Origin of the sequence: Paenibacillus ottowii (assembly GCF_050516475.1) — a bacterium.
Lineage (GTDB): Bacteria > Bacillota > Bacilli > Paenibacillales > Paenibacillaceae > Paenibacillus > Paenibacillus ottowii.
Genome location: NZ_CP191577.1, coordinates 4,159,991 through 4,183,085, shown reverse-complemented (window position 1 = coordinate 4,183,085; position 23,095 = coordinate 4,159,991). Strand labels below are relative to the sequence as shown.

The 23,095-nt window shown below is 47.7% G+C and carries 24 protein-coding genes and 1 tRNA gene; 15 read left to right on the top strand and 10 right to left on the bottom strand.

Annotated features, from left to right (window positions below; all coding sequences use genetic code 11):
- Positions 1–2 precede the first annotated feature (2 nt).
- The 3 genes from ACQQ6X_RS19425 to ACQQ6X_RS19415 are packed head-to-tail and all read left to right on the top strand — an operon-like array spanning position 3 to position 3,332.
- Positions 3–1,352 (top strand): nucleotide sugar dehydrogenase, encoded by a 1,350-nt coding sequence (locus tag ACQQ6X_RS19425; RefSeq protein WP_305166651.1) that lies wholly within the window; start codon positions 3–5, stop codon positions 1,350–1,352.
- Positions 1,345–2,220 carry a class I SAM-dependent methyltransferase gene (locus ACQQ6X_RS19420; protein WP_305166650.1) on the top strand — a complete coding sequence of 292 codons (876 nt, stop codon included), beginning with the start codon at positions 1,345–1,347 and terminating at the stop codon, positions 2,218–2,220. Before ACQQ6X_RS19425 ends, ACQQ6X_RS19420 begins: the two co-directional genes overlap by 8 nt.
- A complete protein-coding gene (locus tag ACQQ6X_RS19415; RefSeq protein WP_305166649.1) occupies positions 2,217–3,332 on the top strand; it encodes a tetratricopeptide repeat-containing glycosyltransferase family 2 protein in 1,116 nt (371 codons plus the stop codon). The genes ACQQ6X_RS19420 and ACQQ6X_RS19415 overlap by 4 nt, the downstream gene beginning before the upstream one ends.
- Here the strand turns inward: ACQQ6X_RS19415 and ACQQ6X_RS19410 are convergent.
- On the bottom strand, positions 3,324–4,202 hold the full coding sequence (locus ACQQ6X_RS19410) for a DUF72 domain-containing protein (protein WP_305166648.1): 879 nt from the start codon (positions 4,200–4,202) through the stop codon (positions 3,324–3,326). The two genes, ACQQ6X_RS19415 and ACQQ6X_RS19410, sit on opposite strands and share 9 nt — an antisense overlap.
- A gap of 264 nt (positions 4,203–4,466) precedes the next feature.
- Here ACQQ6X_RS19410 and ACQQ6X_RS19405 point away from each other — a divergent pair, with 264 nt between their 5' ends.
- The 5 genes from ACQQ6X_RS19405 (at position 4,467) to ACQQ6X_RS19385 (ending at position 8,713) form a co-directional block, all read left to right on the top strand.
- Positions 4,467–5,252, top strand: coding sequence for a class I SAM-dependent methyltransferase (locus ACQQ6X_RS19405; RefSeq protein ID WP_305166647.1), 786 nt, complete (start codon positions 4,467–4,469; stop codon positions 5,250–5,252).
- Between the two features lie 23 nt (positions 5,253–5,275).
- Positions 5,276–6,283 carry an MBL fold metallo-hydrolase gene (locus ACQQ6X_RS19400; protein WP_305166646.1) on the top strand — a complete coding sequence of 336 codons (1,008 nt, stop codon included), beginning with the start codon at positions 5,276–5,278 and terminating at the stop codon, positions 6,281–6,283.
- Between the two features lie 98 nt (positions 6,284–6,381).
- Positions 6,382–7,017, top strand: a complete 636-nt coding sequence (locus ACQQ6X_RS19395; RefSeq protein ID WP_305166645.1) for an NAD(P)-dependent oxidoreductase — start codon at positions 6,382–6,384, stop codon at positions 7,015–7,017.
- Between the two features lie 167 nt (positions 7,018–7,184).
- Positions 7,185–7,823 carry a TetR/AcrR family transcriptional regulator gene (locus ACQQ6X_RS19390; RefSeq protein WP_305166644.1) on the top strand — a complete coding sequence of 213 codons (639 nt, stop codon included), beginning with the start codon at positions 7,185–7,187 and terminating at the stop codon, positions 7,821–7,823.
- A gap of 104 nt (positions 7,824–7,927) precedes the next feature.
- Positions 7,928–8,713, top strand: coding sequence for an SDR family NAD(P)-dependent oxidoreductase (locus ACQQ6X_RS19385; RefSeq protein ID WP_305166643.1), 786 nt, complete (start codon positions 7,928–7,930; stop codon positions 8,711–8,713).
- Between the two features lie 164 nt (positions 8,714–8,877).
- Here ACQQ6X_RS19385 and ACQQ6X_RS19380 read toward each other — a convergent pair whose 3' ends face one another.
- Together ACQQ6X_RS19380 and ACQQ6X_RS19375 are read right to left on the bottom strand one after the other, a co-directional pair.
- Entirely contained in the window at positions 8,878–9,315 is a 438-nt protein-coding gene (locus ACQQ6X_RS19380; protein ID WP_305166642.1) for a GNAT family N-acetyltransferase, read from the bottom strand.
- 67 nt (positions 9,316–9,382) lie between these two features.
- The gene (locus ACQQ6X_RS19375; RefSeq protein WP_149034099.1) at positions 9,383–9,940 is read right to left on the bottom strand and encodes a phosphatidylglycerophosphatase A family protein; all 558 of its coding nucleotides are present in this window, start codon (positions 9,938–9,940) and stop codon (positions 9,383–9,385) included.
- A 152-nt stretch (positions 9,941–10,092) separates the two neighbouring features.
- Here ACQQ6X_RS19375 and ACQQ6X_RS19370 point away from each other — a divergent pair, with 152 nt between their 5' ends.
- The 3 genes from ACQQ6X_RS19370 (at position 10,093) to ACQQ6X_RS19360 (ending at position 12,638) form a co-directional block, all read left to right on the top strand.
- Positions 10,093–11,151: a GerMN domain-containing protein gene (locus ACQQ6X_RS19370; RefSeq protein WP_305166641.1), complete on the top strand. Its 1,059-nt coding sequence runs from the start codon at positions 10,093–10,095 to the stop codon at positions 11,149–11,151.
- 93 nt (positions 11,152–11,244) lie between these two features.
- The gene (gene rph, locus ACQQ6X_RS19365) at positions 11,245–12,006 is read left to right on the top strand and encodes a ribonuclease PH (protein WP_149034097.1); all 762 of its coding nucleotides are present in this window, start codon (positions 11,245–11,247) and stop codon (positions 12,004–12,006) included.
- Positions 12,006–12,638 carry an XTP/dITP diphosphatase gene (locus ACQQ6X_RS19360; RefSeq protein WP_305166640.1) on the top strand — a complete coding sequence of 211 codons (633 nt, stop codon included), beginning with the start codon at positions 12,006–12,008 and terminating at the stop codon, positions 12,636–12,638. The genes rph and ACQQ6X_RS19360 overlap by 1 nt, the downstream gene beginning before the upstream one ends.
- Before the next feature lie 96 nt (positions 12,639–12,734).
- Here ACQQ6X_RS19360 and asnB read toward each other — a convergent pair whose 3' ends face one another.
- Entirely contained in the window at positions 12,735–14,579 is a 1,845-nt protein-coding gene (asnB, locus tag ACQQ6X_RS19355) for an asparagine synthase (glutamine-hydrolyzing) (RefSeq protein WP_305166639.1), read from the bottom strand.
- A 163-nt stretch (positions 14,580–14,742) separates the two neighbouring features.
- Here asnB and ACQQ6X_RS19350 point away from each other — a divergent pair, with 163 nt between their 5' ends.
- Complete coding sequence (locus ACQQ6X_RS19350; RefSeq protein WP_305166638.1) at positions 14,743–15,102, top strand: hypothetical protein; 360 nt, start codon at positions 14,743–14,745, stop codon at positions 15,100–15,102.
- Between the two features lie 308 nt (positions 15,103–15,410).
- On the opposite strand, the gene ACQQ6X_RS19345 is transcribed toward ACQQ6X_RS19350, so the two are convergent.
- Positions 15,411–15,704: a DUF4870 domain-containing protein gene (locus ACQQ6X_RS19345; RefSeq protein WP_149034093.1), complete on the bottom strand. Its 294-nt coding sequence runs from the start codon at positions 15,702–15,704 to the stop codon at positions 15,411–15,413.
- Between the two features lie 174 nt (positions 15,705–15,878).
- Between ACQQ6X_RS19345 and ACQQ6X_RS19340 the strand changes: the two genes are divergently transcribed.
- A tRNA-Arg gene (locus ACQQ6X_RS19340) sits at positions 15,879–15,952 on the top strand.
- A 210-nt stretch (positions 15,953–16,162) separates the two neighbouring features.
- Here the strand turns inward: ACQQ6X_RS19340 and ACQQ6X_RS19335 are convergent.
- Complete coding sequence (locus ACQQ6X_RS19335) at positions 16,163–17,506, bottom strand: 6-phospho-beta-glucosidase (RefSeq protein ID WP_305166636.1); 1,344 nt, start codon at positions 17,504–17,506, stop codon at positions 16,163–16,165.
- Positions 17,507–17,691: 185 nt separating this feature from the next.
- Here ACQQ6X_RS19335 and ACQQ6X_RS19330 point away from each other — a divergent pair, with 185 nt between their 5' ends.
- On the top strand, positions 17,692–18,660 hold the full coding sequence (locus ACQQ6X_RS19330; RefSeq protein WP_149034091.1) for a LacI family DNA-binding transcriptional regulator: 969 nt from the start codon (positions 17,692–17,694) through the stop codon (positions 18,658–18,660).
- A 281-nt stretch (positions 18,661–18,941) separates the two neighbouring features.
- On the opposite strand, the gene ACQQ6X_RS19325 is transcribed toward ACQQ6X_RS19330, so the two are convergent.
- Positions 18,942–19,853 (bottom strand): arginase family protein, encoded by a 912-nt coding sequence (locus ACQQ6X_RS19325; protein ID WP_305166635.1) that lies wholly within the window; start codon positions 19,851–19,853, stop codon positions 18,942–18,944.
- 104 nt (positions 19,854–19,957) lie between these two features.
- On the opposite strand from ACQQ6X_RS19325, the gene ACQQ6X_RS19320 reads away from it, so the two are divergent.
- Complete coding sequence (locus ACQQ6X_RS19320) at positions 19,958–20,299, top strand: winged helix-turn-helix transcriptional regulator (RefSeq protein WP_063212180.1); 342 nt, start codon at positions 19,958–19,960, stop codon at positions 20,297–20,299.
- A gap of 414 nt (positions 20,300–20,713) precedes the next feature.
- Here the strand turns inward: ACQQ6X_RS19320 and thiE are convergent, their stop codons facing one another.
- From thiE to thiM, 3 genes are read right to left on the bottom strand one after another with little or no spacing between them, the layout of a single operon-like run.
- Positions 20,714–21,403 carry a thiamine phosphate synthase gene (gene thiE / locus ACQQ6X_RS19315; protein ID WP_305166634.1) on the bottom strand — a complete coding sequence of 230 codons (690 nt, stop codon included), beginning with the start codon at positions 21,401–21,403 and terminating at the stop codon, positions 20,714–20,716.
- A complete protein-coding gene (gene thiD, locus ACQQ6X_RS19310) occupies positions 21,400–22,230 on the bottom strand; it encodes a bifunctional hydroxymethylpyrimidine kinase/phosphomethylpyrimidine kinase (RefSeq protein WP_305166633.1) in 831 nt (276 codons plus the stop codon). The genes thiE and thiD overlap by 4 nt, the downstream gene beginning before the upstream one ends.
- A complete protein-coding gene (gene thiM, locus ACQQ6X_RS19305; protein ID WP_305166632.1) occupies positions 22,227–23,072 on the bottom strand; it encodes a hydroxyethylthiazole kinase in 846 nt (281 codons plus the stop codon). Before thiM ends, thiD begins: the two co-directional genes overlap by 4 nt.
- Positions 23,073–23,095 lie beyond the last annotated feature (23 nt).

Sequence of the window (23,095 nt, the reverse complement as noted above, 5' to 3'; positions counted from 1 at the left end):
CGATGAAAGAGGTGGGTATTTTGCAGCTTATGGAAAAAATCACAAAAGGAACGGTAAAGGTGGCTGTGATCGGCCTCGGTTATGTAGGGCTGCCCATGGCAGTAGAAATGGCAAAGGCTGGTTATGATGTATATGGTGTGGATTCCGATCCTGTCAAAGTAGCCAAGCTGCTTCAAGAAAAGTCGTACATCATAGACATTGGCGATGATGCATTGGAAGGTCTGATTGGGCAGCAATTGCATCCAGTTACGGATATCAAGGTGCTGGAGCATGCGGATATCGTCGTGATTTGTGTGCCTACGCCACTGACGGACGGACATCAGCCGGATACGTCCTATATTGAGACGGCAATTGATCAGGCCATACCTCATTTGCGCAAACAAACGTTGTTGATTCTGGAAAGCACCACCTATCCGGGAACGACCGAGGAATTGATCCGGTCAGTGATAGAGCAGCGCAGGAGCTGGACGGTGGGTAAGGATTTTTATGTGTGCTTTTCGCCGGAACGTGTCGATCCGGGCAGCGTCCGTTTTAACATTCGCAACACTCCCAAGGTGATCGGCGGTTGCACACCGGATTGTCTGGCAGCGGGAGCAGGTTTTTACGGGACCTTTTTGGAGCAGATTGTTCCGGTTAGCTCGACAACCGTGGCGGAAGCCGCCAAGCTGTTTGAGAATACGTTCCGCAGTGTCAACATTGGGATGGTCAATGAGCTGACAGCGGCCTGTGAGAAAATTGGCATCAATATATGGGAGGTACTGGATGCAGCAGCAACCAAGCCGTTCGGCTATATGCCTTTTTATCCGGGACCCGGCATTGGGGGACACTGTATTCCGGTTGATCCGCTTTATCTGTCGTGGAAATCGGAGCAGCACGGTTTTCCGCTGGAATTCGTAGAGCTGGCAGACCGCATGAATCGGCGTATGCCGCTGTATATCGCAGAGCGAATCGAATCCATGCTCGCTCAGGAAGGGAAAGCCATAAACAAGGCCAACATCATTCTGGCAGGTGTGGCTTATAAAAAAGACATTGATGATGTTCGGGAATCTCCGGCTCTTGTCCTGTTTGAGCATCTAAAAAAATTGGGCGCTTCCGTTAGCTTCACTGACCCGTATGTATCGAGTTTTAAACTGAACGGTGAAGAAATCCCATCTCGTACGGCTAATGCCCAGCTGTGGGAAAGTGCGGATATCGTAGTCATTACGACAGACCATTCGGTGGTGAACTACCAACAGCTGGTTGACCATGCTCCGCTGGTCTTCGATACACGTAATGCGACTGCACATTGCACAGGTGGACATGTCGTGATTTTGGGGCATCCTGGTAACGGAGGGGGCGCCGCTATTGGCTAACCGTGATCAGGTAAACGAACGTTATTACGGGCAGATTAATTCGGAGGAATCTCATGAAGCCACCCGTAATCGAATCCACTGGATTTGTCGCCATGTACAGGGGCGTACCGTGCTGGATGTCGGGTGCAGCCAGGGGATTACGTCCATTTTGCTCGCGCGGGAAGGCTTTGAGGTAACGGCTATTGATTTGGAAGAGGACAGCATTTTTTATGCAAAAAAAGAACTTCGTCAGGAATCTGCACCTGTCAGAAAACGTGTCCACTTCCAATTAAAAGACATTTCACAGTTTGAGCGTCCTCCCGGTGGATTTGACACGATTATTTTAGGAGAGATTTTGGAACATTTTGCACACCCCGACACTCTGCTGGCTCATGCTTACCGCCTGTTGAATAAAAAAGGCACGCTCGTCCTGTCTGTTCCTTATGGATACCATCCATTTCACGATCATAAACGAACTTACTATGGCGGAAGTCTCTCCCGAGTGCTGTATCCTTACTTTACAGAACAAGCGCTCGAGGTGCAGCATAAATATTTGTGCTTTGCAGGCCGCAAGAAGCCGAAAGAGCTGCGAGAGGCTAAGCCAGGGGCAGAGCATCTGAATAAGTGGATGCAACTGGACGAGGAGCAGTTCCAACAGGTTGAGCAGCAGCATGTTCGCAAAATGAATCAGCGAAAGGCTGCACTAGACAAGGCGGTACAACGAATCCGGCAACTGGAGCAACAACTATTGCCGTTGGAAAGGTATGCGCGTGTCGAACAGATAGACAAGAGGCAGGCTGAGAGGAGAGATGCATATACTGATGGCAAGTCTACCGGAACAACAACGGAAGAGTCAGCCAACAGTAAAGGGGATGACGTGAAGTCATGACTGAGCATCCAATGACCATCAGCTTGTGCATGATCGTAAAAAATGAGGAGCAGGCACTGGCTCGGTGTCTGGATTCGGTCGCAGACCTGGTGGACGAAATCATCATCGTGGACACAGGATCGACAGATCAGACAAAGACGATAGCAGCCCGCTATACGGATCGGATCTACACGTTTGAATGGAAGGATGATTTTGCCGCCGCTCGTAATGAATCGTTTGACAAGGCAACGTGTTCCTATATCATGTGGCTGGATGCGGATGATGTGCTGCTCGAACCTGATCGTGAACGTCTGCGTTCCTTAAAGCAGCGTTTGCCTAAGCATATCGACGCAGTGGTGATGCCACTTCATTTGGCGGAGGGTGAGCAGGGGGAGCCGTTGTTCAGCTCGCGTCGAACTCGCCTTGTGAAACGAGAACGACAATACCGCTGGGAAGGGCGCCTGCATGAAGATCTGGTGATACCTCAGGGGCAAATCGTGCATGCGGATGTGGCAGTAACACATCGCCGAATGCACGACCATACGCTCCGTAACCAACGTATTCTCGCCCGATGGATCAGCGAAAGCGGCAAGCTGGAAGGGCGTCTGCTGTATTTTCACGCTAATGAATGCTTTGACCGTGGAGCATACGCCGAGGCAGCAGAGGCCTTCGATCAGCTGCTGGAGGAGCCGAGCGGCTACCGGGAGGATCGGATTACTGCTTGTGCGAGAGCGGCTGAATGCTATCTCCATCTCGGGAAGCCTGAGCGACAGCTGGATCGTCTGTTACACTCTTTTCGATACGGTGTCCCGCAAGCAGATTTGTGCTGCATGATCGGGGACTGGTTTTTCACAAGAGACGAATGGAGCACTGCTGCATACTGGTATGACAAAGCATTGGAGCAACAGCATCACCTTCCTGGTCTGCGACCTGTCCCGTTACCATGCTACTCCTGGCTACCTCATGTGCGGCTCAGTCATTGCTACGCCCATATAGGTAAGCTGGAAGCTTCGTATGAGCACAACCAAGCCGCTTTACGTTATTTGCCTGACGATCCTCATCTATTGGATAACGAACGCAAGCTCAGGAAGGTAATTCCCAATCATTTATCCACAGCCCGGTCCTCAAAATAATTCAAGCTGTTCTGGCCCTTGATCCGCATCAGGTGGGTTGCGAGGTGGAAAAGGCTTAGGCTCCATGCCCAGCATGGTCATGAGCTGCTTGGCGTTGGCAGCGGCGTCTCCACCTGAATTGTTGTTGAATATCACGCATACCTCACGGCTTTGCTGTTCCAGCTCCAGCAATCTGTCTTTCCATTCGGCCAATTCTTGTTCATTGTACCGATACAGATAACGAACCTCCCGCCAATTAGGCGCAGAGCTTTGATTCCAACCTGATACGTTTCGTCCATGGAGACGTACGATGGTCAGGTTGCTGTCTGTAGCCTGTGGCACAATGGGAACCGACCCGGGTCCTGCCTGCGGCTCGTCGCATACGCTATGTATCCAGCCTTCCTCATGCATAAATGCCAGCGTTTGCTTCCGAAAATCTGGTGTGAACCAGCTTTGATGTCTGAATTCAAGTACGGATGGGACCTCTCCCATCCTATTTTTCGTGTCTCGCAGGATGGCGACATTTTCACGTGTACAGTCAAACCAGGGCGGATACTGAAACAGCACAGCTTTGAGCTTGCCCGCTTCGCGAAGAGGCAGTATGGACGCATGTAGTGCCTCATACATCGCATCAATGGTTTTGAAGTAAGGCTGTTTGCCGCGGGTATGGCCAGTCATGCCTTGATAGGCCTTGACGAGAAATGAGAAGGAGTCAGGAGTTTCCGCTGCCCAGCGTGCCATACGATCCGTTGGCTGTACCGCATAAAAAGAACTATCCATCTCGACTACTGGAAAATGGCTTCCATAGACCCTTAGTTTTTGGTTAGCTTTAGTCCCTACTGGATACAAGTCATCGTGATCGCCCCAACCCGTCAGTCCAATTTGAATCATACCTTTGCCCTCCTTTCCTGCATGAAACCTCTTTAAAGGCATTCCCATGATTCATTTTAATGGTAAAATGGGGTAAATCACATGAAGTGGGTATGAAGTTCCTATGATTATTTAAGCTCAAATACGATTATTGTAACATGCTCTCATGATGGAAAGCTTTTTTGACTTTGCAAAATACTTATTCGTAATGTTTTTGAGTTTCCAGTTTGAAAAAGCTAATATAGTATGTAATAGAGCGAAATGAGTTCATGGAGGAGAAACGATATGGCAGAATGGTACGAGCAAAGCTTTGGGGAAGATTATTTATTAGTATACAAGCATCGCGACTTTCAGGGAGCCTATCAGGAAGTGCAAAAAATGATCTCCTGGCTCAAATTACCGCAAGGCTCCAGCGTACTGGATTTATGCTGCGGGATGGGACGGCATTCTCTTGCACTCGCTGATGCAGGTTATAACGTGACAGGTGTGGATCTTTCCAATGTACTGCTGAGAGAGGCCCGTGCAGCGGATACCGAAGGGCGGGTAAGCTGGTATCAAGGAGATATGCGAGCAGTGCCGCTGGAAGAAAGCTTTGATGCGGTGGTCAATTTGTTTACCTCCTTCGGTTATTTTGAGAAGGATGAGGAGCAGCTTAAAGTATTAAAGGAAATTCATCGGCTGTTGAAACCGGGAGGCCGCTTTATTATAGATTATTTGAACCCTTCCTACGTAGCTGCTCATTTGGTGCCGCATTCGTCTCGGGAGGATGAAGGGAATTGGATTGAGGAGCACCGGGTCATTGAAGATGGATTTGTGAAAAAGCAAATTGCCATTCGGTCAGCCGCATCTGTGACGACCACAGAATCAGTCTCTGATCTGGGTACCACCCAGGTTGATGCAGAACCCGAGCGTGTGTACTATGAACGAGTAAAGCTATATCCGTATGAAAAGTTCCGTGAATTGCTCGAACAAGCGGGGCTATCCGTAGAGCAAGTGCACGGAAGTTATGATGAAGATCAATATATGGAAGATGCTTCGCCCCGAATGATTTTTGTCGGTATGCGGGCTTGAAACAGAAGGGCGGAGGGGAAACCATGAAATTGCCAGAGCTTACGCCGTGTGAGCGAATAGACGGAGGCTTTCAGGTCAAAATATCCATGTCCTTTCCGCTGCGCTGGGTGAATAGCTATGTGCTCAAGGGACAGTATGGTTTTACAATTGTAGACCCAGGTCCGCGCAATCTGGATACAGAGGCGGAATGGGCATATGTCTTCCAACAGCTGGGAATGTCCTTTGAGGATATTTCGGACATTGTGGTGACTCATCATCACCCCGATCATTACGGATTGGCGGGGTGGATGCAGCAGCAAGGTCAGGCTCGCGTACATATGTCAGCTCGCAGCCATAAGGAAGCGATGATGATGTGGGCTGACCCAGAATCGACGACCGCCATGGAGAAGCGGCTGCCCAGCTTTTTTGTCCAGCATGGTTTTCCTTTGGAGCAGGTATCAGCCCTGGAAGTACATATGCAGCAGGCTTATTTGCAAGTGAATCCGCAGCCTGAGATTACCTTCATTCCTGTCGGAATCAACACTCGTCTGGAATGGGCTGGACGCAGCTGGATGCCCGTAGAGACTGGAGGGCATGCACCTGGACATGTGTCCTTATATGAGCCGAATAGCGGCGTTATTCTGTGCGGTGACGCGGTATTGCCACAGATTTCTCCTAATATCAGTCTGCTGCCAGGCAGTGATGCCCAGCCGCTGAAGTCTTATATAGACGGCTTGCAGTGCCTAGGTGAGCTGGAGGTCGCATGGGCATACCCCGGACACCGCAATCCGTTTGGGTATTTTCGCGAACGCACGCAAGCATTGCTGGCGCATCATGAAGAACGGCTGGAGAAATTCCAGCAGCTCATCCAACCGGGAGGCAGTACAGCCTATGAGCTGTGCATTGCCGTGTTCGGAGAAAAGCTGGGTATTCACCAGCTAAGGTTTGCCATGTCTGAGACGCTGGCCCACCTAGTAGAGCTGGTGCGCCGTGAGCGAGCCTTTATGAGCGAGGAGAGTCCTATCACGCGCTTTTATCCCCATGCCTCGTAAATAATGGAGGAAAAAATATGAGTGACATGACTCAACATCATGGAAACGCAACATGACAGAACAACATGAGCGGCATGTATGCCGGAAAAGAGGCTTTTATGAATTTGCTGCTGCTGGGAGCTACTGGAAGAGTGGGCCGTTTTATATTAGATTATGCGCTAACGGATGGTCATACCGTAACTGCCCTAGTTCGTTCACCGAATAAGTTGAAGGATTTCGCATCTCGATACGGGACACAGCTGCAAATCGTACAAGGTGATGCCACCAACGCCGAGGATATAGCGCAAGCGCTGAAGGGTGGGCCAACAGTTGTGATTAGTGCGCTGAATACAGATGGAACCACCACGCTATCTGTAAGTATAGGCCTGTTGATCCAGCTGATGCAGGAGCAGTCCATTCGTCGCCTCATTACAGTAGGAACGGCAGGGATTTTGCAAAGCCGGACCGAACCGAGCCTGTATCGATACGAATCCGCAGATACCCGGCGACGCAGCACCCGAGCAGCCGAGGAGCATCGGCGGGTGTATGAATTGCTGCGTGATTCGGCACTAGACTGGACAATCGTATGTCCGACCTATCTGCCGGATGGCGGACGTACAGGTGTATATCGCGTGGAGAAAGACTTTTTGCCCGAAGACGGTTCACAAATTACCACTGCGGATACAGCTGATTTTACCTATCGTCAATCGAAGAGTTGTGATTTTATTCGTACCAGGGTGGGCATTGCCTATTGATCGTGGTACGCAAAACATAGCTTTATCTTTAAATATCCGACCAGAGCGCAGTAAGTGTATCTACTTATGTGGCGCTCTTTTTTATTTGACAAACATACAAGGATGAAATACTATGATTCTGTGTAGAAACAGTGTTACCGAAATGAAAAAAGGAAGTGCATTGAACGATGTCCGAGTCCTCACAACCCTATAAAACCTATTCTGAGGTGAAGTTACAGCAGCAGCAATTGCTCCGCAAGAATGTGATTGATGCCGCATGCATTCTTCTTGTAGAAGAAGGGCCTGAGGCTGTGACTGTACGGCGAGTTGCACAGAAGTTAAGCTGTTCCACCAAGATCATTTACAGTATTTTTGGCAGTAAGGATGGTCTTGCCAATGAGATGTATCTGGATGGATGCCGGCTATTGGCTGAAACCTTTCAACAAGTACCTGTTACCCTAAACGTACTCGCTGATCTGGAAGCTTTATGCTGGGCATACTGGGAATTTGGGCGGCTTCACTCAGCCTTTTACAAAATGATGTTTGGCGGGGCATTATCTGATTTTAAGCCGGATGAACAGAGCTTGGAGGGCACCACCACGGCGCTATCGCGAATCCTGCAAACCGTTATACACGCTATGGAGCAAGGAGCACTGAAAGAGCAGGACCCGCTGCTGGTTGTTCGAATGCTGTGGTCAGCTTTACACGGAGTAATACATCTACAATTTGCAGGTCATTTTTTGAATGTGGACATGGCGCAAGAGGTGTATGCATTTACACTGAAGAATACGCTCGATGCATGCAAACCCTCGTCATCTCCAGCGTAAATATGAAGTGTACTGAGGTCGTCATTGGGGTGACTTCAGTTCATTATAAAGTAATGGTAACAGTGTTTCTGGGATAAAACAACGATACTATGGAGGTCATCATCATGTTTATGTATGCAAACAAGACAGCACTTATTACAGGGGCATCATCCGGGATTGGCGAGGCATTTGCCTTTTCGCTCGCGGTCAGGAACTGTAATCTCATTTTGGTAGCGCGCAATGAAACCAAATTAAAAGAACTGGCAAAAGAGCTCTCCGCTAAATATAACGTAAAAGCTACGGTGATTGTGCTCGATCTATCCTCACCCGGAGCTCCCCAAACACTGCATTTGGAGGTTCAAAAGCAACAACTCAAGGTAGATCTTCTGATTAACAACGCGGGTTTTGCCACCTATGGGTACTTTGAGCAGATTTCAGGAGAGCGACAGCATGAGGAAGTGATGCTCAATGTGGCTGCTTTAGTCGACATCACACATGCATTTATGCCTGATTTGTTGCGGAACAGAGATGGGGGACTCATCAATGTTTCATCCACCGCTGCATTTCAGCCCGATCCCTATATGGCTGTATATGGAGCAACCAAAGCATTCGTGCTTTCGTTTAGCGAAGCGCTGTGGGCGGAAAATCGAAAACGGGGACTCAAAGTGCTCGCCCTCTGTCCTGGTGCAACCGAAACCTCGTTTTTTGATGTGGTAGGCTCGAGTGAAGCCTCTGTAGGTTCCAGAGAAACGCCGCAGACTGTCGTCAAGAATGCCTTGAAAGCATTTGAAAAAGGGCGCAGTCATATGATATCGGGTCGACAAAACTATTGGGTAGCTCAAGTATCCCGATTTTTCTCTCGTCAAACCACACTTAATATTGTAGAACGTACACTACGACCTCAAAATTGATTGCAATTCAAGAATCAAGATTACCTATTCTTTAGTCACCCGGACTGCTATTAAAAATACTGTGATTTTTTATGCACCGGGTCTGATCGTTTCTGGCTCAATTAAATCAGACCCGGCATTTCTATTTAGATAGATCAAGTTATATAGATCAAGCGTTCATGTTACTATCGCAGACCTCGCGAATACAATAAAATCCCATCTCGCTTCTCCCAGCCGTTAGCTGACCAGAAACGTTGCCCCCCTGCATTATGCTCCATCACAAACAGATGACATTTATCTATGCCTTCTGTGAGCAAAGCAGATAAGGCTCTATCCACCAGTCTGGGCGCAATCCCATGACCACGATGTTCTGCGGCTACACCCAGATGATACAGAAACCCTCTGCGACTATCATGACCTGCTAAAATCGTGCCTATGATGTTTCCAGCGTATTCACAGATAAAGCTAAGTCCTTCATTCCGCTGCAAAAAGCGTGCAATCCGTTCCGGTGAGTCGGCCTCGCTTAATCCCAATCCGTCTAAGCCATTCCACAGCTCAATAGCCTGATCATAATCATCAGCCCTCATCGTACGGATTGTATATCCATCAGTTACATTTGCCATGTCTAGTTCTCCTCTTACCCTATATATATGTTGCATCCATCGCGTATTTTGAGTTGGTATATCGTATTTAGCGTGTTGTATTCGGTGCGCTTTCTTCCCCAAGCTCCTGCTCGCGCTCGGCCTGCTTGCGATGCGCGATACGACTGCTAGCCGAAGCTGCGATCGCACCCACAATATCGTCTAGAAACGTATGAATCGGTCCAAGGCTTTTATCGTTCAGGCGTTCGAGCACACCTGGTTTGAGCTTATCCACATAACCGTAATTGGTAAATCCAATGCTGCCGTACACATTGACGATGGAGAAAGCTAGAATTTCATCCACCCCATATAATCCCTCATCATTTTCAATCATATCCTGCAATGGGGGGAGAAGCGCGCCCTGTTCCGCAAGAATATCGAGCTGGATGCCTGTAAGCACGGCATTTTGAACCTCACGCTTCATCAGCACCTTGTCCACATTTTCAATACATTCTTCCATCGTTAGGTTCGGGTAATACTTTTTCTGTAAAAGCATAACCAGTTCAGCGATTTCAGTCATACTTACACCACGTTTGTGCAGCCACTCGCGGGTGGCATCGGCTACCTTTTTACTATTCAGGCTGTAAGGTGCTTTTTTCTTGTCCATAAAGTTGAAGTTACCCTCCTCGTGTAGTTCCTAATTTCTACTGTAATTATGACCAGTGTGTCCAGTCTGCTGAAAAAGTAGTTATTTTTTACGCGGGGCTCGTATACATATTAGTACAATCTGTACAAAATTGTTAGGGAGGAACTTCATTTATGAACATAAAACACCCATGGCGTATGACCTCTGTAGCCGGGCTGCTATCCCTGCCCCTGTTGTTGTCTGGATGCAGTCTTTTCAGCAACGAAGCCGCGTCCATTGACCCTCCGCCGTCCACGACAGAGCAGTCCATGATTAAGGCTGTAACCGGAAATGCACCTGCCACGACCGGGCAGTTGAGGGCTGTTTTTTTGCAAGATCATAACGGCTTGCTGGCCCCTATATCTTTACCGATTGCTACAGGTGATGTACAGACAGATGCCAAGTCTGCGCTGGAAACGCTGGTTGAGGGCGGGCCGTATGCTGGCTTATTACCAGAGGGATTTAAGGGTGTACTGCCCCAAGGTACGGAAGTGAAAAGTGTGACGGTGGACAAGAGCAACAAGCTGGCTGTTGTTGAATTCAATAAATCTTTCGCCAACTATAAGCCAGAGGAAGAACGCAAATTAATGGAAAGCTTGACCTGGACACTAACTGACCGTCCTGATATTAAGAGCGTACAGATTTGGGTGGATGGCAAAAAGCTAAACGAAATGCCTGTTGGTGGCACACCGCTGGATCAGCCGTTGACGCGTGCTGTAGGGATTAATTTGGAGGTCGGTCATGGTGTGACCCCTCTGGATTCCAGTCCTGTCACTGTGTATTTCTCTTCATCTTCTCCTGCTGGAGTTCAATATTATGTACCTGTAACACGACTGGTCAGTCCGGAAAAAGATCGTGTCCAGTCAGCGCTGCATCAATTAATTCAAGGGCCACAGACCAAGGATGGATTGCAGGAAGTAATGACAGGGGAGACGGCGCTGAAATCGGTAGAACGCTCCAAGGATAACGTCATCACGGTATCACTCTCGGATGATATGTTTGCCAAGGGGGAAGCCGTGCCTGCTGAATTTTTGGAATCAGTCGTACTGACGGCGACGGACAATTCGGATGATGCACTCAAAACGAAAGTTCGCATTGAACTGAATGGTGAGAAAAGCGTGATGGGTCAAAATAATCAAAATTATGGAGAGCCTGTGTCCAAGCCGCAGCACATTAACGAAATTCCTCTTTAAGGACAGAGAATCGTTCTTGGGGTGCTTTTGCCTGCACACTTTGGTAAAATAAACATATAAGAACAGGTTGCATACGACGTAGGAGGAAAAAGCATGAGTAGATCTAACGGACGAAACGGTGATGAGCTGCGCCCGATGAAATTGACAGCAGGAGTAAATAAATACGCAGAGGGCTCTGTTTTTATAGAGGTTGGCGAGACGAAAGTCATCTGTACGGCTACGGTGGAAGAGCGCGTGCCACCCTTTATGAAAGGTCAAGGAAAAGGCTGGGTGACCGCAGAATATTCCATGCTTCCACGGGCGACACATAGCCGTAATCAGCGTGAAGCTGCACGCGGCAAGTTGACAGGCCGTACTATGGAAATTCAGCGTCTGATCGGAAGAGCGTTGCGTTCGGTTGTCAATTTGCAGGCGCTTGGTGAACGGACGATTACATTGGACTGTGACGTCATTCAGGCGGATGGCGGAACACGTACCACCTCCATTACCGGTTCTTTCGTAGCGTTGGCGATTGCCGTAAATAAAATTGCGACCCAGCACAAATTGCCTGTGTTCCCTATTACGGATTTTCTGGCTTCGGTCAGCGTAGGGGTTGTTGGCGAGAAGGCGTTGCTGGATCTGAATTATGAAGAGGATTCCAAAGCCAAGGTGGACATGAATCTCGTCATGACTGGCAGTGGCAAATACGTTGAACTGCAAGGTACAGGAGAAGAAAGCCCATTCGACCGTCAGGAATTGGATCAGCTGCTCAGCTTGGGCGAACAAGGGATTCTGCAAATGATCGAGCGTCAGAAAGAAGTGCTCGGACCGATTGCTGATAAGATCGGTGCTGGACGTACAGGAGCTGGAGCCTGATGCGTCTGGATGGTCCAGTCGTCATTGTCGCTACGAAGAATAAAGGGAAGGTACGGGAGTTTGCACATGCTTTTGCCCCGTTTGGCAAGGAAGTCAGAAGTATGTATGATTATCCCGACATTCCTGATGTCGTTGAGGATGGCACAACCTTTGCCGAAAATGCACTGAAAAAAGCCAAAGCGGTGGGAGATGCGCTCGGATTGCCAGTGCTGGCTGATGATTCCGGCCTGTGCGTGGACTTGCTGGACGGTGCGCCGGGGGTATATTCAGCCCGTTATGCTGGAGAAGGTGCCAGCGATCACGAAAATAATATTAAGCTGCTTGATGTTCTGGAATCCAAGCAGCTTGGTGATGATACTGGACAGCCTTTGCTGAGCCCAGCACAATTTGTCTGTACCCTCATTCTGTATAATCCACAGACTGGGGAGACGTTGGAATCGACGGGCTCCGTCGAGGGCTGGATTACGACTGAAACCGCGGGTAGCGGTGGGTTTGGATATGATCCGCTGTTCTACTTGCCAGAGTTTGAAAAGACAATGGCCGAGCTAACATTGGAACAAAAGCAGGCTATCAGTCATCGAGGCATAGCCCTGCGTAATTTGGTAACAAAGCTGGGCAGTCCACAGGCATAGTTGGATAACAGGACGAATTATAAGCCTGTCATATACCCAAAAAGGCTATCCGTCAGTCATAAGCTGCGGATAGCCTTTTTGGTTATTTTCCTGTTTTTATCGAATAGCCACCTTGTAAGTGCGCAGCCAGTTATCCACTTGGGTCAAGTAGGCAAATAACTGGGGACCCGACATCAGCTGGCCAAACCACGGCAGATTGGTGGATGCCTCCGGTGAAGCAGCAATATCCCGTACCTTTTGCACATCAATCAGCTTGAGCAGTGGGGAAGAGGAATCATCCAGCAGTTGCAGTGCCTGCTTTTTCACAGCGGCAAGATAGGAGGGGTTATGCGTTTTGGGATACGGGCTTTTTTTACGATACAGCACATCATCCGGTAATACGCCCTCCAGCGCTTTGCGCAAGATACCTTTTTCACGTCCGCCGGTCATCTTAATGCTCCACGGAATGTTCCATACATATTGCACCAGCCGATGATCGCAATACGGCACCCGGACTTCGAGTCCAACCCCCATACTCATCCGATCCTTGCGATCCAGCAGGGTAGGCATAAAGCGGGTGATGTTCAAATAGGACATGACACGCATTTGCGCAGCTTTTCCTGTTTCTCCCGGTAGCTTCGGTACTTCTCCGATTGCTTCTGAATAGCGGTCGTTCAAATACTCCAGCGGCTTGATCCAGTCCCGCACCTCAGGAGATAGCAGACTCGCCCTCATATCGGGAGCAACCGCCCACGGGAATGTGCCCGAATTCAGCATTTCCTCTCGATGGAACCATGGATATCCGCCAAACACTTCATCCGCAGCTTCACCAGAAATGGCAACAGTCGCACCCTTTTTGATCTCCCGGCAAAAGAGATACAGTGATGAATCCACATCGGCCATTCCTGGTAAATCCCGCGTTAGCGTGGAGTTATTCAAAGCTGCTACAACTTCTGGTGTATCGAATTCAATCCAATGATGATTTGTCCCTAATTCATCGACCATCCGCTGTATCCAGGGTGCATCGGCTCCGGGCTGGAACGCATGGGCTTTAAAATGCTTGTCGTTATCCACATAATCGACTGAATACGTATGAACTTGTCCCTGCCCGGTACGTTTGTAATAATCGACAGCTAATGCGGACAAGGCGCTTGAATCCAGTCCGCCAGATAATAGGGTACATACCGGTACATCCGAAATAAGCTGTCGCTCCACAGTATCCATTAACAACTCTCGTACCTTGAGTGCCGTTTCTTCGGTGTTATCTTCATGCGCAATGCTTTCCAGCTTCCAGTAAGCTTGAATGCGTACGCCGTCGCGGCTGTAGGTAAGGGTATGTCCGGGACGCAGCTCCTTCATCGAGGAATAGACGCCATGTCCGGGGGTGCGGGCAGGACCAATGATAAAGATTTCTGCCAAGCCCTCGGCATCTACGGCTGCCTCTACCGCTGGATGCTGGAGCAGCGATTTGGGTTCGGAGCCAAATACGAATACATCTTCAGTTTGGCTATAAAATAACGGCTTTACTCCCAGTCGATCCCGTGCCAGAAATACCTGTTCCCGCTCACTATCCCAGACTGCAAATGCAAAAATCCCGTTCAACCGATCTACACAATCCGGGCCCCATTCGATATAGGATTCGAGCAGTACCTCTGTGTCGCATTGTGTACGGAAAAAATGTCCGCGCTGTTGCAGCTCTTTTTTCAGTTCAGGCGCGTTATATATTTCCCCGTTATATACAATCGTATAAGTGATATCCTCAAGCTGCCGGATCATGGGCTGAGCCCCATTTTCCGGGTCCATTACGCTTAGTCTTCGGTGTCCGAAAGCACACGGGTTGGATATCCAGGTACCGGCAGCATCCGGTCCGCGATCGGAGAGCGTTTGCGTCATTTTCAGCAGTAGCTCAGATTGATGCATCAAGTCTCCGTTCCACTGTATGAAACCTGTAATTCCGCACATGTCTATTCATCCTCTCTTTGTCGTGTTCATCCAGTGTTGGAATGAATCAAAAACTAAATCCCCAGTTCATCAGTATATATGCCGAAAAGAAGCATAAAATGTCTGTCCGTTCCGAAAACTACAGATGGGGCAACCCGTCTACTTGCAAGGAAGGAGGGAGATAATGTACTACATCAAGGATGCCAAAATCCGCCGTTTCACTGAACTTGACGGAGTGCGCTGCGCTGAAGTAGAAGTACGTCCTGGTGCCGCAGATGACCCGGAGCTGCTGGTTTATATCACAGCCACGAATCAGAAGGATGGTCAGCCTGACTATGACATGGTACGGATCATCCGCAATGATGCCGACCTGGAGCTGGATTGGTACGACAATAATCTGCACTCGGCCTTTGAGGAAGTGACAGACAAGGCTTTTACGGACTCTACGCACATTACCGCTGGTGAGGAACGGGATAAGTTCAAACGGGAATTGCTCTCCTATGGAGAGCTTAGTACAGAGTTTGCCAAGGAGTTTGGGGCATGAGAATATGGTGTGCTATACCTCGGCTGTTGTTGATTTGGACACCAGCGCCATCGCTGGATCAGCGTGAAAGGAGGGGGAAATCATAGACGGCAAAGCGAAGTATAAGAAAAACAAAGGCAGCAGTTATATTCATAACAATGAGTTTGCAGAAGAAGTGATGGAGAAAAATGTAAGACACGAGGTGCGGAGAAGTCCTAGACGCTTTGGTAATAAATAAACAGTCATAAAATCGACAATTGCTCATTCACAAATGATCCTGAAGAAGCCCCCTTTTCCGTAACTTTGCGGAATGCGGGAGGCTTCTTTTTTTAGGCTGCTTCACGCAGCGTCATGATCCCTTTGTAAATGTTATAGACAAAAACTCCGAGATAGACCACTACGAACAGCAGTACAAACCCAATAACCGAACCTGCATGATTGGCCGTTATAATAAAATACACTAGTGGAATCGCCGCGATAATGGGGAAAATATGCGATAAGATGGCTTTCTTAGCATGTCCCTGAACATAATCATCCCGGACTGCAATCCACACAATAAGCGGCACCAGAAAAGGTGCAAAAAAAATGCTGAAATAACAAAGTGACGACAAAAGACCTCTCACGATCAATCCCTCCTTTTTAACCAAGCTCTTTGTACATAATACCCCGTTAGCGTCCAAATGATTCCTTTTGCAGCCTGCTTTCCGATATAATGAAAAAATGCTTTTGACAGTTGCTCAAAATGTGATATAATCATTAATGCACTGAATACATAAGGTTTTATTGATTGTCATTTTGTCCCAGTAGCTCAGCTGGATAGAGCAACGGCCTTCTAAGCCGTCGGTCGGGGGTTCGAATCCCTCCTGGGACGTATAGCAAAATCTTCCTAATTCAATATTAGGAAGATTTTTTGTGTTCCAGTGGGATGAGAACCCCTTGGGGGGACGTCGGAGCTAAGCATCGTTAGCATAAACTTCGCAGTCTCGACCGTAGGGAGAGTATCCCTCCTGGGACGTATAGCAAAAGCTTCCTACATGTAGGAAGCTTTTTTGTATCTCTACCAGCCACATTAAGGCTGGTTTTATACTGTCACCTTTTCCTTATGAGCAAAAAATTGCGGCAAATGCTCTTTGTGTGCTTCCAGCATTTCATCCAGCACAGTTTGGGCAATATCCCCGCTTGGAACGAGCGGATTCAGGGTGAAGGCTTGCAGTGCTGTTGCATAGTCACCGGTGACCGCTGCCTCAATGGTTAGCTCTTCCATCGCCTTCATGACTTGCAGCAGACCCCGCTGTGCTGGCGGGAATTTGCCGAAGTTTACAGGCTCCGCACCATGTGCGCGAATGACACTGGTTACTTCGATGGCGCTATCATAAGGGACGTCATCAATTGCACCATTATTGCGCGTACTGACCACCATCAACGTGCCTTTGTTGTTATAAATGGAATTGATGATCTCACAGGCAGCATCGCTGTAATGCGCACCACCACGTTTGGATAATTCCTCTGGCTTGTAATCCAAATTCGGATCTTTGTACAGTTCAAACAGACTTTCTTCCAGACGTTTGACCACTTGTCCCCGAGTTCCTTCGTTTTTGGCCTCCTCTAATTCTTCCTTAAGCATGTTATCGGTCATGTAGTAATACCGATGGTAAGGACAAGGCAGCATTTTCAAGTGACGAACCTGATCATACAGGAAGCGCATGTTTTTAATATTTTCAACGACTTTCTCTGGTTTTGCGCCAGGCGAGTACAGTCCTTCGATGACTTGCTCTGTTAATTCTTCTCCGGTTTTGTCATAAACTTTGTGCCAATGCAGGTGGTTAATCCCTGCAAACTTAAAGAACAGTTCTTCTTCCGGTTTGTCCAGCACCGCTGATGCACTCTTGATCGCGCCGATGGGAACATTACATAATCCGATAACTTTATCCCACTGACCATAACGAAGCACCGCTTCAGTAACCATACCCGCAGGGTTGGTGAAATTAATCAACCATGCATTGGGACACAGTTCTTTCATATCTTCAACGATGCTGAGGATAACGGGGATGGTGCGAAAAGCTTTAAACATGCCCCCGGCCCCATTGGTTTCCTGACCGATCATGCCGTGTTTTAAAGGGATGCTTTCATCTTTAATCCGGGCTTCTAGCAAGCCTACCCGAAATTGAGTCGTGACAAAATCGGCATCCTTCAACGCTTCCCGGCGATCCAGCGTCAAATGTACCTCACAATCAATGCCAGCGGCCTTCACCATCCGTTGAGCCATGGCTCCCACGATCTCCAGCTTTTCACGTCCTGCCTCAATATCTACCAGCCATAATTCTCGAATGGGAAGCTCTGCATAGCGTTTGATGAAGCCTTCTACTAATTCAGGTGTATAGCTGGAGCCTCCACCAATGGTTGCAATTTTTATGCCTTTTTTCATAGTTAGTGCCTCCTAAGTATGTTTTTTAAACCGTTTTCTTAAGCACAATTTCACTGTAATCCCTGTAATGCATTACAGGTCAAGCGCTTTTAAAAAACTTATTTAGGGAAGGTGACAACTATAGGACGAGACCATGAACATACTTAACCCGAACATGCTAAAATAGAAAGAACGAGGTGAGAAATGTGGCGAATATTCATGAAATTGCAAAGCTGGCGGGCGTATCCTCGGCAACGGTGTCCCGTGTCATTAATAACCATCCATACGTAAGTGAACCGACAAGGCAGCGTGTGCAGGAGGTCATAGACCAGCTGGATTATGTCCCTAATTTGAATGCGGTTTCATTAAAAAAGGGCATGACCAAGCTCATAGGAATTATTTCGATTTCTTTTAATGATTCTTTGGGGTTATTTGTGCGTGGATTTACAACCTATGCTCAGGAGCATGGTTTTAATATAACGTTGTTTATTACGAATGGGGAAAAGGAACGGGAGCTTGAAGCATTGGAAATGTTGCGGAGAAAGCAACTGGACGCCTTGGTCTGTATGATTCGCGTCAATGAGTGGAGTGTGATTGAACATTACACCAAATATGGTCCAATTGTGACGTGGCAGCGTGTGAAGATCGAGACGATTCCATCTGTATTTATGGACCAGTATCAGGGGTATATGCTTGCGCTGGAGCATCTGTATGCCAGAGGCTATCGCAGCATTGTGAATGTATATGGGAATATGAGGGGACTGAATACGAAAGAACGCATACGGGCTTATCATGATTTTTGCCAAAAATATGATTTGGACGCCGATGCTTTCACTCATTTTTATGGTTTAAATTCAATCGAAGCGGGTGAACAAATTGCTCACTGGTGGGGTGAACAGCCTAACAAGCCTGATGCTTTCGCTTGTTCTACCGATTATTTGGCTGCAGGACTTTTGACGGAAGCACGTAGGCTCGGTGTTTCTGTACCGAGTGAGGTTGCAGTGGTGGGCTTTGATAACACCGAAATTTCGCATTTGCTTGATTTAACTACCATCCATTACCCGATTGATAAGCAAGCGGAAAATGCATTCATCATGATTCGAAATGCCCTAGAGGGGCTTCATGAAGAATTACATCCTTTGGAATTCAAATTAGTAGAGCGAGCGACTACTTGATCTCCTGACTGTTCCATTTTATTCGGTGCTGTGCTATTCAAGACACATAATTGAGGTGTTATTTTATCTAAAGTTCTTTGCTTTGCCCGTCCACTTCTTTTTTGAAGAGTTCCTTAATCCAGTACTAAAATTAATAAATGAAAATAAGAAAATAAAAAAGGACTCCATAATAACATAAATTACAGAGGAGTCCTTCTTTGCACATACTCTAATTCAAAAGCCCTCTCGTAATTCCATTACGAAAATTAACGTCAAAAAACATGTATAGATCGTAAGTAGAATTAATGATTTAAAATAGGTATTTCTCCAAGCAGATTCTTTAAATTAATAGCATCCCATGGCATATGTTCTGTTATACCTAATCCAACTACATCGGTTTCTTCAGACAGTTCTTTAATCAGATGAAGTAGTTGAGGCATTTGCATTGTTCCCGCAGGAGAAAGGTTATAGGGGGCTTCAGGATTGGCAAATAATAAAGAACGGAAAGCCTTTGGGTCAAGTACGTCCAAATCAAGGTGAATAGCCAGGTACTTAATGCCGCTTTCTTTAATCCATTCTTTTATAGATACAGTACTGTTCGTTAACTCTTTGGTTCCAGCAGTTCGAATCCCTAATCTTTGAATAACTTCAGCATCTGTTTCTATAGTAGTAACACCTAGTTTTCGAAATGTTTCTGAAAATCCTTTTGTCTCTTCTTCTGTAGGAGCTGCTAATCCAGCGATAAAGACATTTTCAGGCTTAATAGGAATTTTTACATGTTTTGCGAACTCCTCATCTCCTTCTCCCAACAGATTTCCGAGCGGTAATGTATGTCCATTATCATAGCCCACGTATCTAACTAAATCACTATGAGCATCAATCCAAATTAACCCTAATTCTCCACCGTATCGTTCGTTTAAATAGGCGAATGGGGCTTGTTCCACCAAGCAGTCACCACCAAACATTACAATGCGATCTGGCTTATGAGCGTCAATGATATGTTGAGCAGCCTCTAATTGTTCAAGTAGCTGTCTTCTCCCATTTATACCGTTCTCGTTGCCAAGTGGAGTTCCATCATACGCTTGAACCGGAACATGAATAAGGGGTTGATTATTTTCCGGAGCTAGCCAAGCCAGCAGTTCGGCTCCAAAAGAGTAGTTAGGATTGTTCCCTCCTTGCCATTGCGGCATTAACAGGCGTATTGTTTTAGTCATGTTTTCTCTCCTTTACTTCAAATTACGGTTAGTATAAACTGAACGCAAATAAAAACGTAGTACGCACTAATTTGATAGGTACTACCCGAAAGGATAGTGTAAATATGAGTATGGCTGAATATAAAGGTAAAGTTAAAAATATTGAGGATACACCTTTTGGTTATACAGTGTCAGTCATTGGGGGGAAATGGAAAATGGTTATTATTTATCTTCTGGCCGAAAACCAAGTGGTACGTTTTAATGATCTGAAAAGACAAATCGGAGCTATTACTTATAAAACATTGAGTTCACAGCTAAAAGAATTGGAAGCGGATGGTCTGGTGAACCGGAAAGAGTATCCCCAAGTTCCGCCTAAAGTCGAGTACAGTCTCACAGAAAAAGCGGAAACACTATTGCCTGTTTTGGAAGGGTTATGTGAATGGGGAACCAAAAATCAATATAATTAAATATCATTTTCTAATTGCTTTCGAATGCTATACGAATATTAGAAAAGACGATTGACATATATTTATAGTTAATCAGATATTCAACGAGCACGAGTGCACTAAGGATAGAAACGCTTAAAAATCAGTATCTTTGGGGGATGTGATATTTTTGACTATGGCGATTATTTTATTTGTGGCGAATATTCTACTTATTCTTGTTTCAATCGTTGGTACTGTTCTGCTTATAGGAATATTGTACAGGGTCTATACTTTTCTAGGACTACTTATTGCTGAGAAAAAGAATACAAGAAATCAAGCTGTAAAAGATTAATTTTACGACAACACTGAGCCTCATTTCTACTTTATTAGTGAAAATGAGGCTCTTGCTTGAGCAATAAAAGTGACATAATAGGGTGAAGGAAGGGCCCTAGCATTTTATAGCTTTTGAGACATCCCTGAATGCTCAATGCTTAGCAACACCTTTTGTTTTAATTCCTCCGCCGCAGCTCGAACCTGTTCTGCCTGCGTCACGGCCGAAATCACCGCTATACCATCGGCACCTGCACCTACCACTTCCTCCACACGCTCTACTGTAATGCCCCCGATCCCAACGATCGGTACAACAATTCCCGCCTTACGGATCTCATGCAAAATGGCCGGACCCTGCACGGCATGAGCATCATCCTTCGAGATGGTGGGATAGATGGGTCCGACGCCGAGATAGTCTGCACCTTGCAGGATGGCTCTACGTGCTTCCTCAATGGTATGGGCGGAGACGCCAAGAATTCGGTTTCCGATTCGCGCGCGCACAGAATCAGCCGATTCATCGTCCTGACCGATGTGAACACCGTCGGCGCCGAGCTCAAGAGCCAGCTCCACATCGTCATTGACGATAAAGGGGATACCAGCGTGGTAACATAGATTTTGTAGCTGGCGCGCAAGTTCAAACATAGGAACCCCTGTTAATGCGCCGCTGCCCTTTTCCCGGAACTGGATCATCGTTGTGCCGCCAGCCAGAGCCTCCTGCACGACCCGACTTGGTTCCGCAAGGCAGTTTACGCTTCCAACAACCAGATACATCTGTAGATGCCGACGCATGATCTCAGGTAATATTCGGCTGCTCATTGAAGTATCTCCTGACGACGACGGTAGGCCCAATGATTAGTTGGACCGTGTCCCTGTCCCAGATACAACGTATCCTCAATCGCCGCCTGAATGAAGGCTCTTCCATTCAAAATAGCTTCGGGTACAGACACCCCTTTCCCTAATTCAGCAGTAATCGCTGCTGAGAACGTACATCCTGTTCCGTGTGTATGAACCGTCCGCACCCGTTTGCCGCCCAGCTCTGTAAAGGCTGTTCCGTCAAAGAGCAGATCGATGACCTGGTCGCTGTTTTCGCTCTCCTCATCGTGGCCGCCCTTGATCACAACGAACTTGGGGCCCAGGCTGCTTATATGTCTCGCAGCTTCGCGGCGATCATCCATCGTACGAATGCTTATCCCGGTTAAGGCCTCTGCTTCCGGGATATTTGGTGTGACGACCAGAGCCAAGGGGAGCAGGTCGTCGTTCAAAGCCTGCACCGCCTCCGGTTGCAGCAGCTTTGCGCCCCCCTTGGCAATCATTACAGGATCGACGACAACCTTTTCCCAGCTGAATTTTCGAATCTGCTCGGCTACAAGGCGGATGATGCCCGCATCAAACAGCATGCCAGTCTTCAAGGCATCGACCCCAAGATCTGATCCTACAGCTTCGATCTGCTGCGCTGTTGCTTCCTGTGGCAACGGATATACACCGTGAACTCCCAAGGTATTTTGTACCGTTATGGCCGTAATAGCTGACATGCCGTATACGCCAAGCTCCTGAAAGGTTTTAAGATCAGCTTGAATTCCGGCCCCGCCGCCGCTATCCGAACCGGCAATTGTCAGCGCTCTCGGTATGTGCACGTTTCTCATCGCGTACCACCTGTTGTGGTTGTGCCGGCTTCACGGATCGTGACATGACTCTGCAATGAACCAGTATGTAGTTTGGCAAGCTCGTCGAGAAAGGCAATCTGGAAGCTGCCTGGCCCCAGTTTTGCAGTATGCGCTGCGGCTCGGGAAGCAGCTGCACTGTAAAATGCCAAGCCCGCTGTACCTGCGAGTAGTAGATTGGGCTCAACAGCTGCAAACGCACCTAATACAGAGGTCAGTAGGCAGCCTGTGCCGGTTACCTTCGTAAGCAGCGCGTCTCCGCCGCTAATCAAGCGTACTTCGACTCCATCGGTGATAACGTCTTCTTTTCCAGTGATGGCAACCATGGTATGAAGTGTCTGCGCAGCCCGAACTGCCAGATCGACATTACCGCTGTCAGCACTGTCGCCTGCATCCACCCCTTTAATCTCTCGGGCTTCCCCGATAAGATGGGCGACTTCGGCAGCATTGCCTCGCACTAGGGAGATGTTAACCTCCTTTAGGATGCGCAGTGCTGACTTGGTTCTAAAACTGGTTGCTCCTGCACCGACTGGATCTAGCAGGACCGGAATACCATGAGCATTTGCCGATTGTCCGGCAATAATCATGGCATCCACCAGCTCGCGGTTCAGCGTACCGATATTTAGTATGAGGGCGCCCGCTATTTTTGCCATATCCGCTACTTCCTCAGGTGCATAAGCCATCACCGGGGAAGCCCCCAGGGCGTATAGACCATTGGCTGTAAAGTTGGTGACCACCACATTGGTTATATTATGAACAAGAGGCTTGCTGTTTTGTACCTTTGTCAGGAGCTCCGAATAACTCTGTTCCCACATACTCATCATGTTTCTCCTCTCTCATCTATGCT

What these genes read in the sequence shown, in the direction of transcription:
- ACQQ6X_RS19405 (WP_305166647.1), top strand. Translation starts at nt 4,467, where the DNA reads ATGGCAGAATGGTACGAGCAAAGCTTTGGGGAAGATTATTTATTAGTA.
- ACQQ6X_RS19415 (WP_305166649.1), top strand. Translation starts at nt 2,217, where the DNA reads ATGACTGAGCATCCAATGACCATCAGCTTGTGCATGATCGTAAAAAAT.
- asnB (WP_305166639.1), bottom strand. Translation starts at nt 14,579, where the DNA reads ATGTGCGGAATTACAGGTTTCATACAGTGGAACGGAGACTTGATGCAT.
- ACQQ6X_RS19390 (WP_305166644.1), top strand. Translation starts at nt 7,185, where the DNA reads ATGTCCGAGTCCTCACAACCCTATAAAACCTATTCTGAGGTGAAGTTA.
- rph (WP_149034097.1), top strand. Translation starts at nt 11,245, where the DNA reads ATGAGTAGATCTAACGGACGAAACGGTGATGAGCTGCGCCCGATGAAA.
- ACQQ6X_RS19335 (WP_305166636.1), bottom strand. Translation starts at nt 17,506, where the DNA reads ATGAAAAAAGGCATAAAAATTGCAACCATTGGTGGAGGCTCCAGCTAT.
- ACQQ6X_RS19385 (WP_305166643.1), top strand. Translation starts at nt 7,928, where the DNA reads ATGTTTATGTATGCAAACAAGACAGCACTTATTACAGGGGCATCATCC.
- ACQQ6X_RS19350 (WP_305166638.1), top strand. Translation starts at nt 14,743, where the DNA reads ATGTACTACATCAAGGATGCCAAAATCCGCCGTTTCACTGAACTTGAC.
- ACQQ6X_RS19320 (WP_063212180.1), top strand. Translation starts at nt 19,958, where the DNA reads ATGAGTATGGCTGAATATAAAGGTAAAGTTAAAAATATTGAGGATACA.
- ACQQ6X_RS19410 (WP_305166648.1), bottom strand. Translation starts at nt 4,202, where the DNA reads ATGATTCAAATTGGACTGACGGGTTGGGGCGATCACGATGACTTGTAT.
- ACQQ6X_RS19370 (WP_305166641.1), top strand. Translation starts at nt 10,093, where the DNA reads ATGAACATAAAACACCCATGGCGTATGACCTCTGTAGCCGGGCTGCTA.
- ACQQ6X_RS19395 (WP_305166645.1), top strand. Translation starts at nt 6,382, where the DNA reads ATGAATTTGCTGCTGCTGGGAGCTACTGGAAGAGTGGGCCGTTTTATA.
- thiE (WP_305166634.1), bottom strand. Translation starts at nt 21,403, where the DNA reads ATGAGCAGCCGAATATTACCTGAGATCATGCGTCGGCATCTACAGATG.
- ACQQ6X_RS19375 (WP_149034099.1), bottom strand. Translation starts at nt 9,940, where the DNA reads ATGGACAAGAAAAAAGCACCTTACAGCCTGAATAGTAAAAAGGTAGCC.
- thiD (WP_305166633.1), bottom strand. Translation starts at nt 22,230, where the DNA reads ATGAGAAACGTGCACATACCGAGAGCGCTGACAATTGCCGGTTCGGAT.
- ACQQ6X_RS19360 (WP_305166640.1), top strand. Translation starts at nt 12,006, where the DNA reads ATGCGTCTGGATGGTCCAGTCGTCATTGTCGCTACGAAGAATAAAGGG.
- ACQQ6X_RS19380 (WP_305166642.1), bottom strand. Translation starts at nt 9,315, where the DNA reads ATGGCAAATGTAACTGATGGATATACAATCCGTACGATGAGGGCTGAT.
- thiM (WP_305166632.1), bottom strand. Translation starts at nt 23,072, where the DNA reads ATGATGAGTATGTGGGAACAGAGTTATTCGGAGCTCCTGACAAAGGTA.
- ACQQ6X_RS19400 (WP_305166646.1), top strand. Translation starts at nt 5,276, where the DNA reads ATGAAATTGCCAGAGCTTACGCCGTGTGAGCGAATAGACGGAGGCTTT.
- ACQQ6X_RS19425 (WP_305166651.1), top strand. Translation starts at nt 3, where the DNA reads ATGAAAGAGGTGGGTATTTTGCAGCTTATGGAAAAAATCACAAAAGGA.
- ACQQ6X_RS19325 (WP_305166635.1), bottom strand. Translation starts at nt 19,853, where the DNA reads ATGACTAAAACAATACGCCTGTTAATGCCGCAATGGCAAGGAGGGAAC.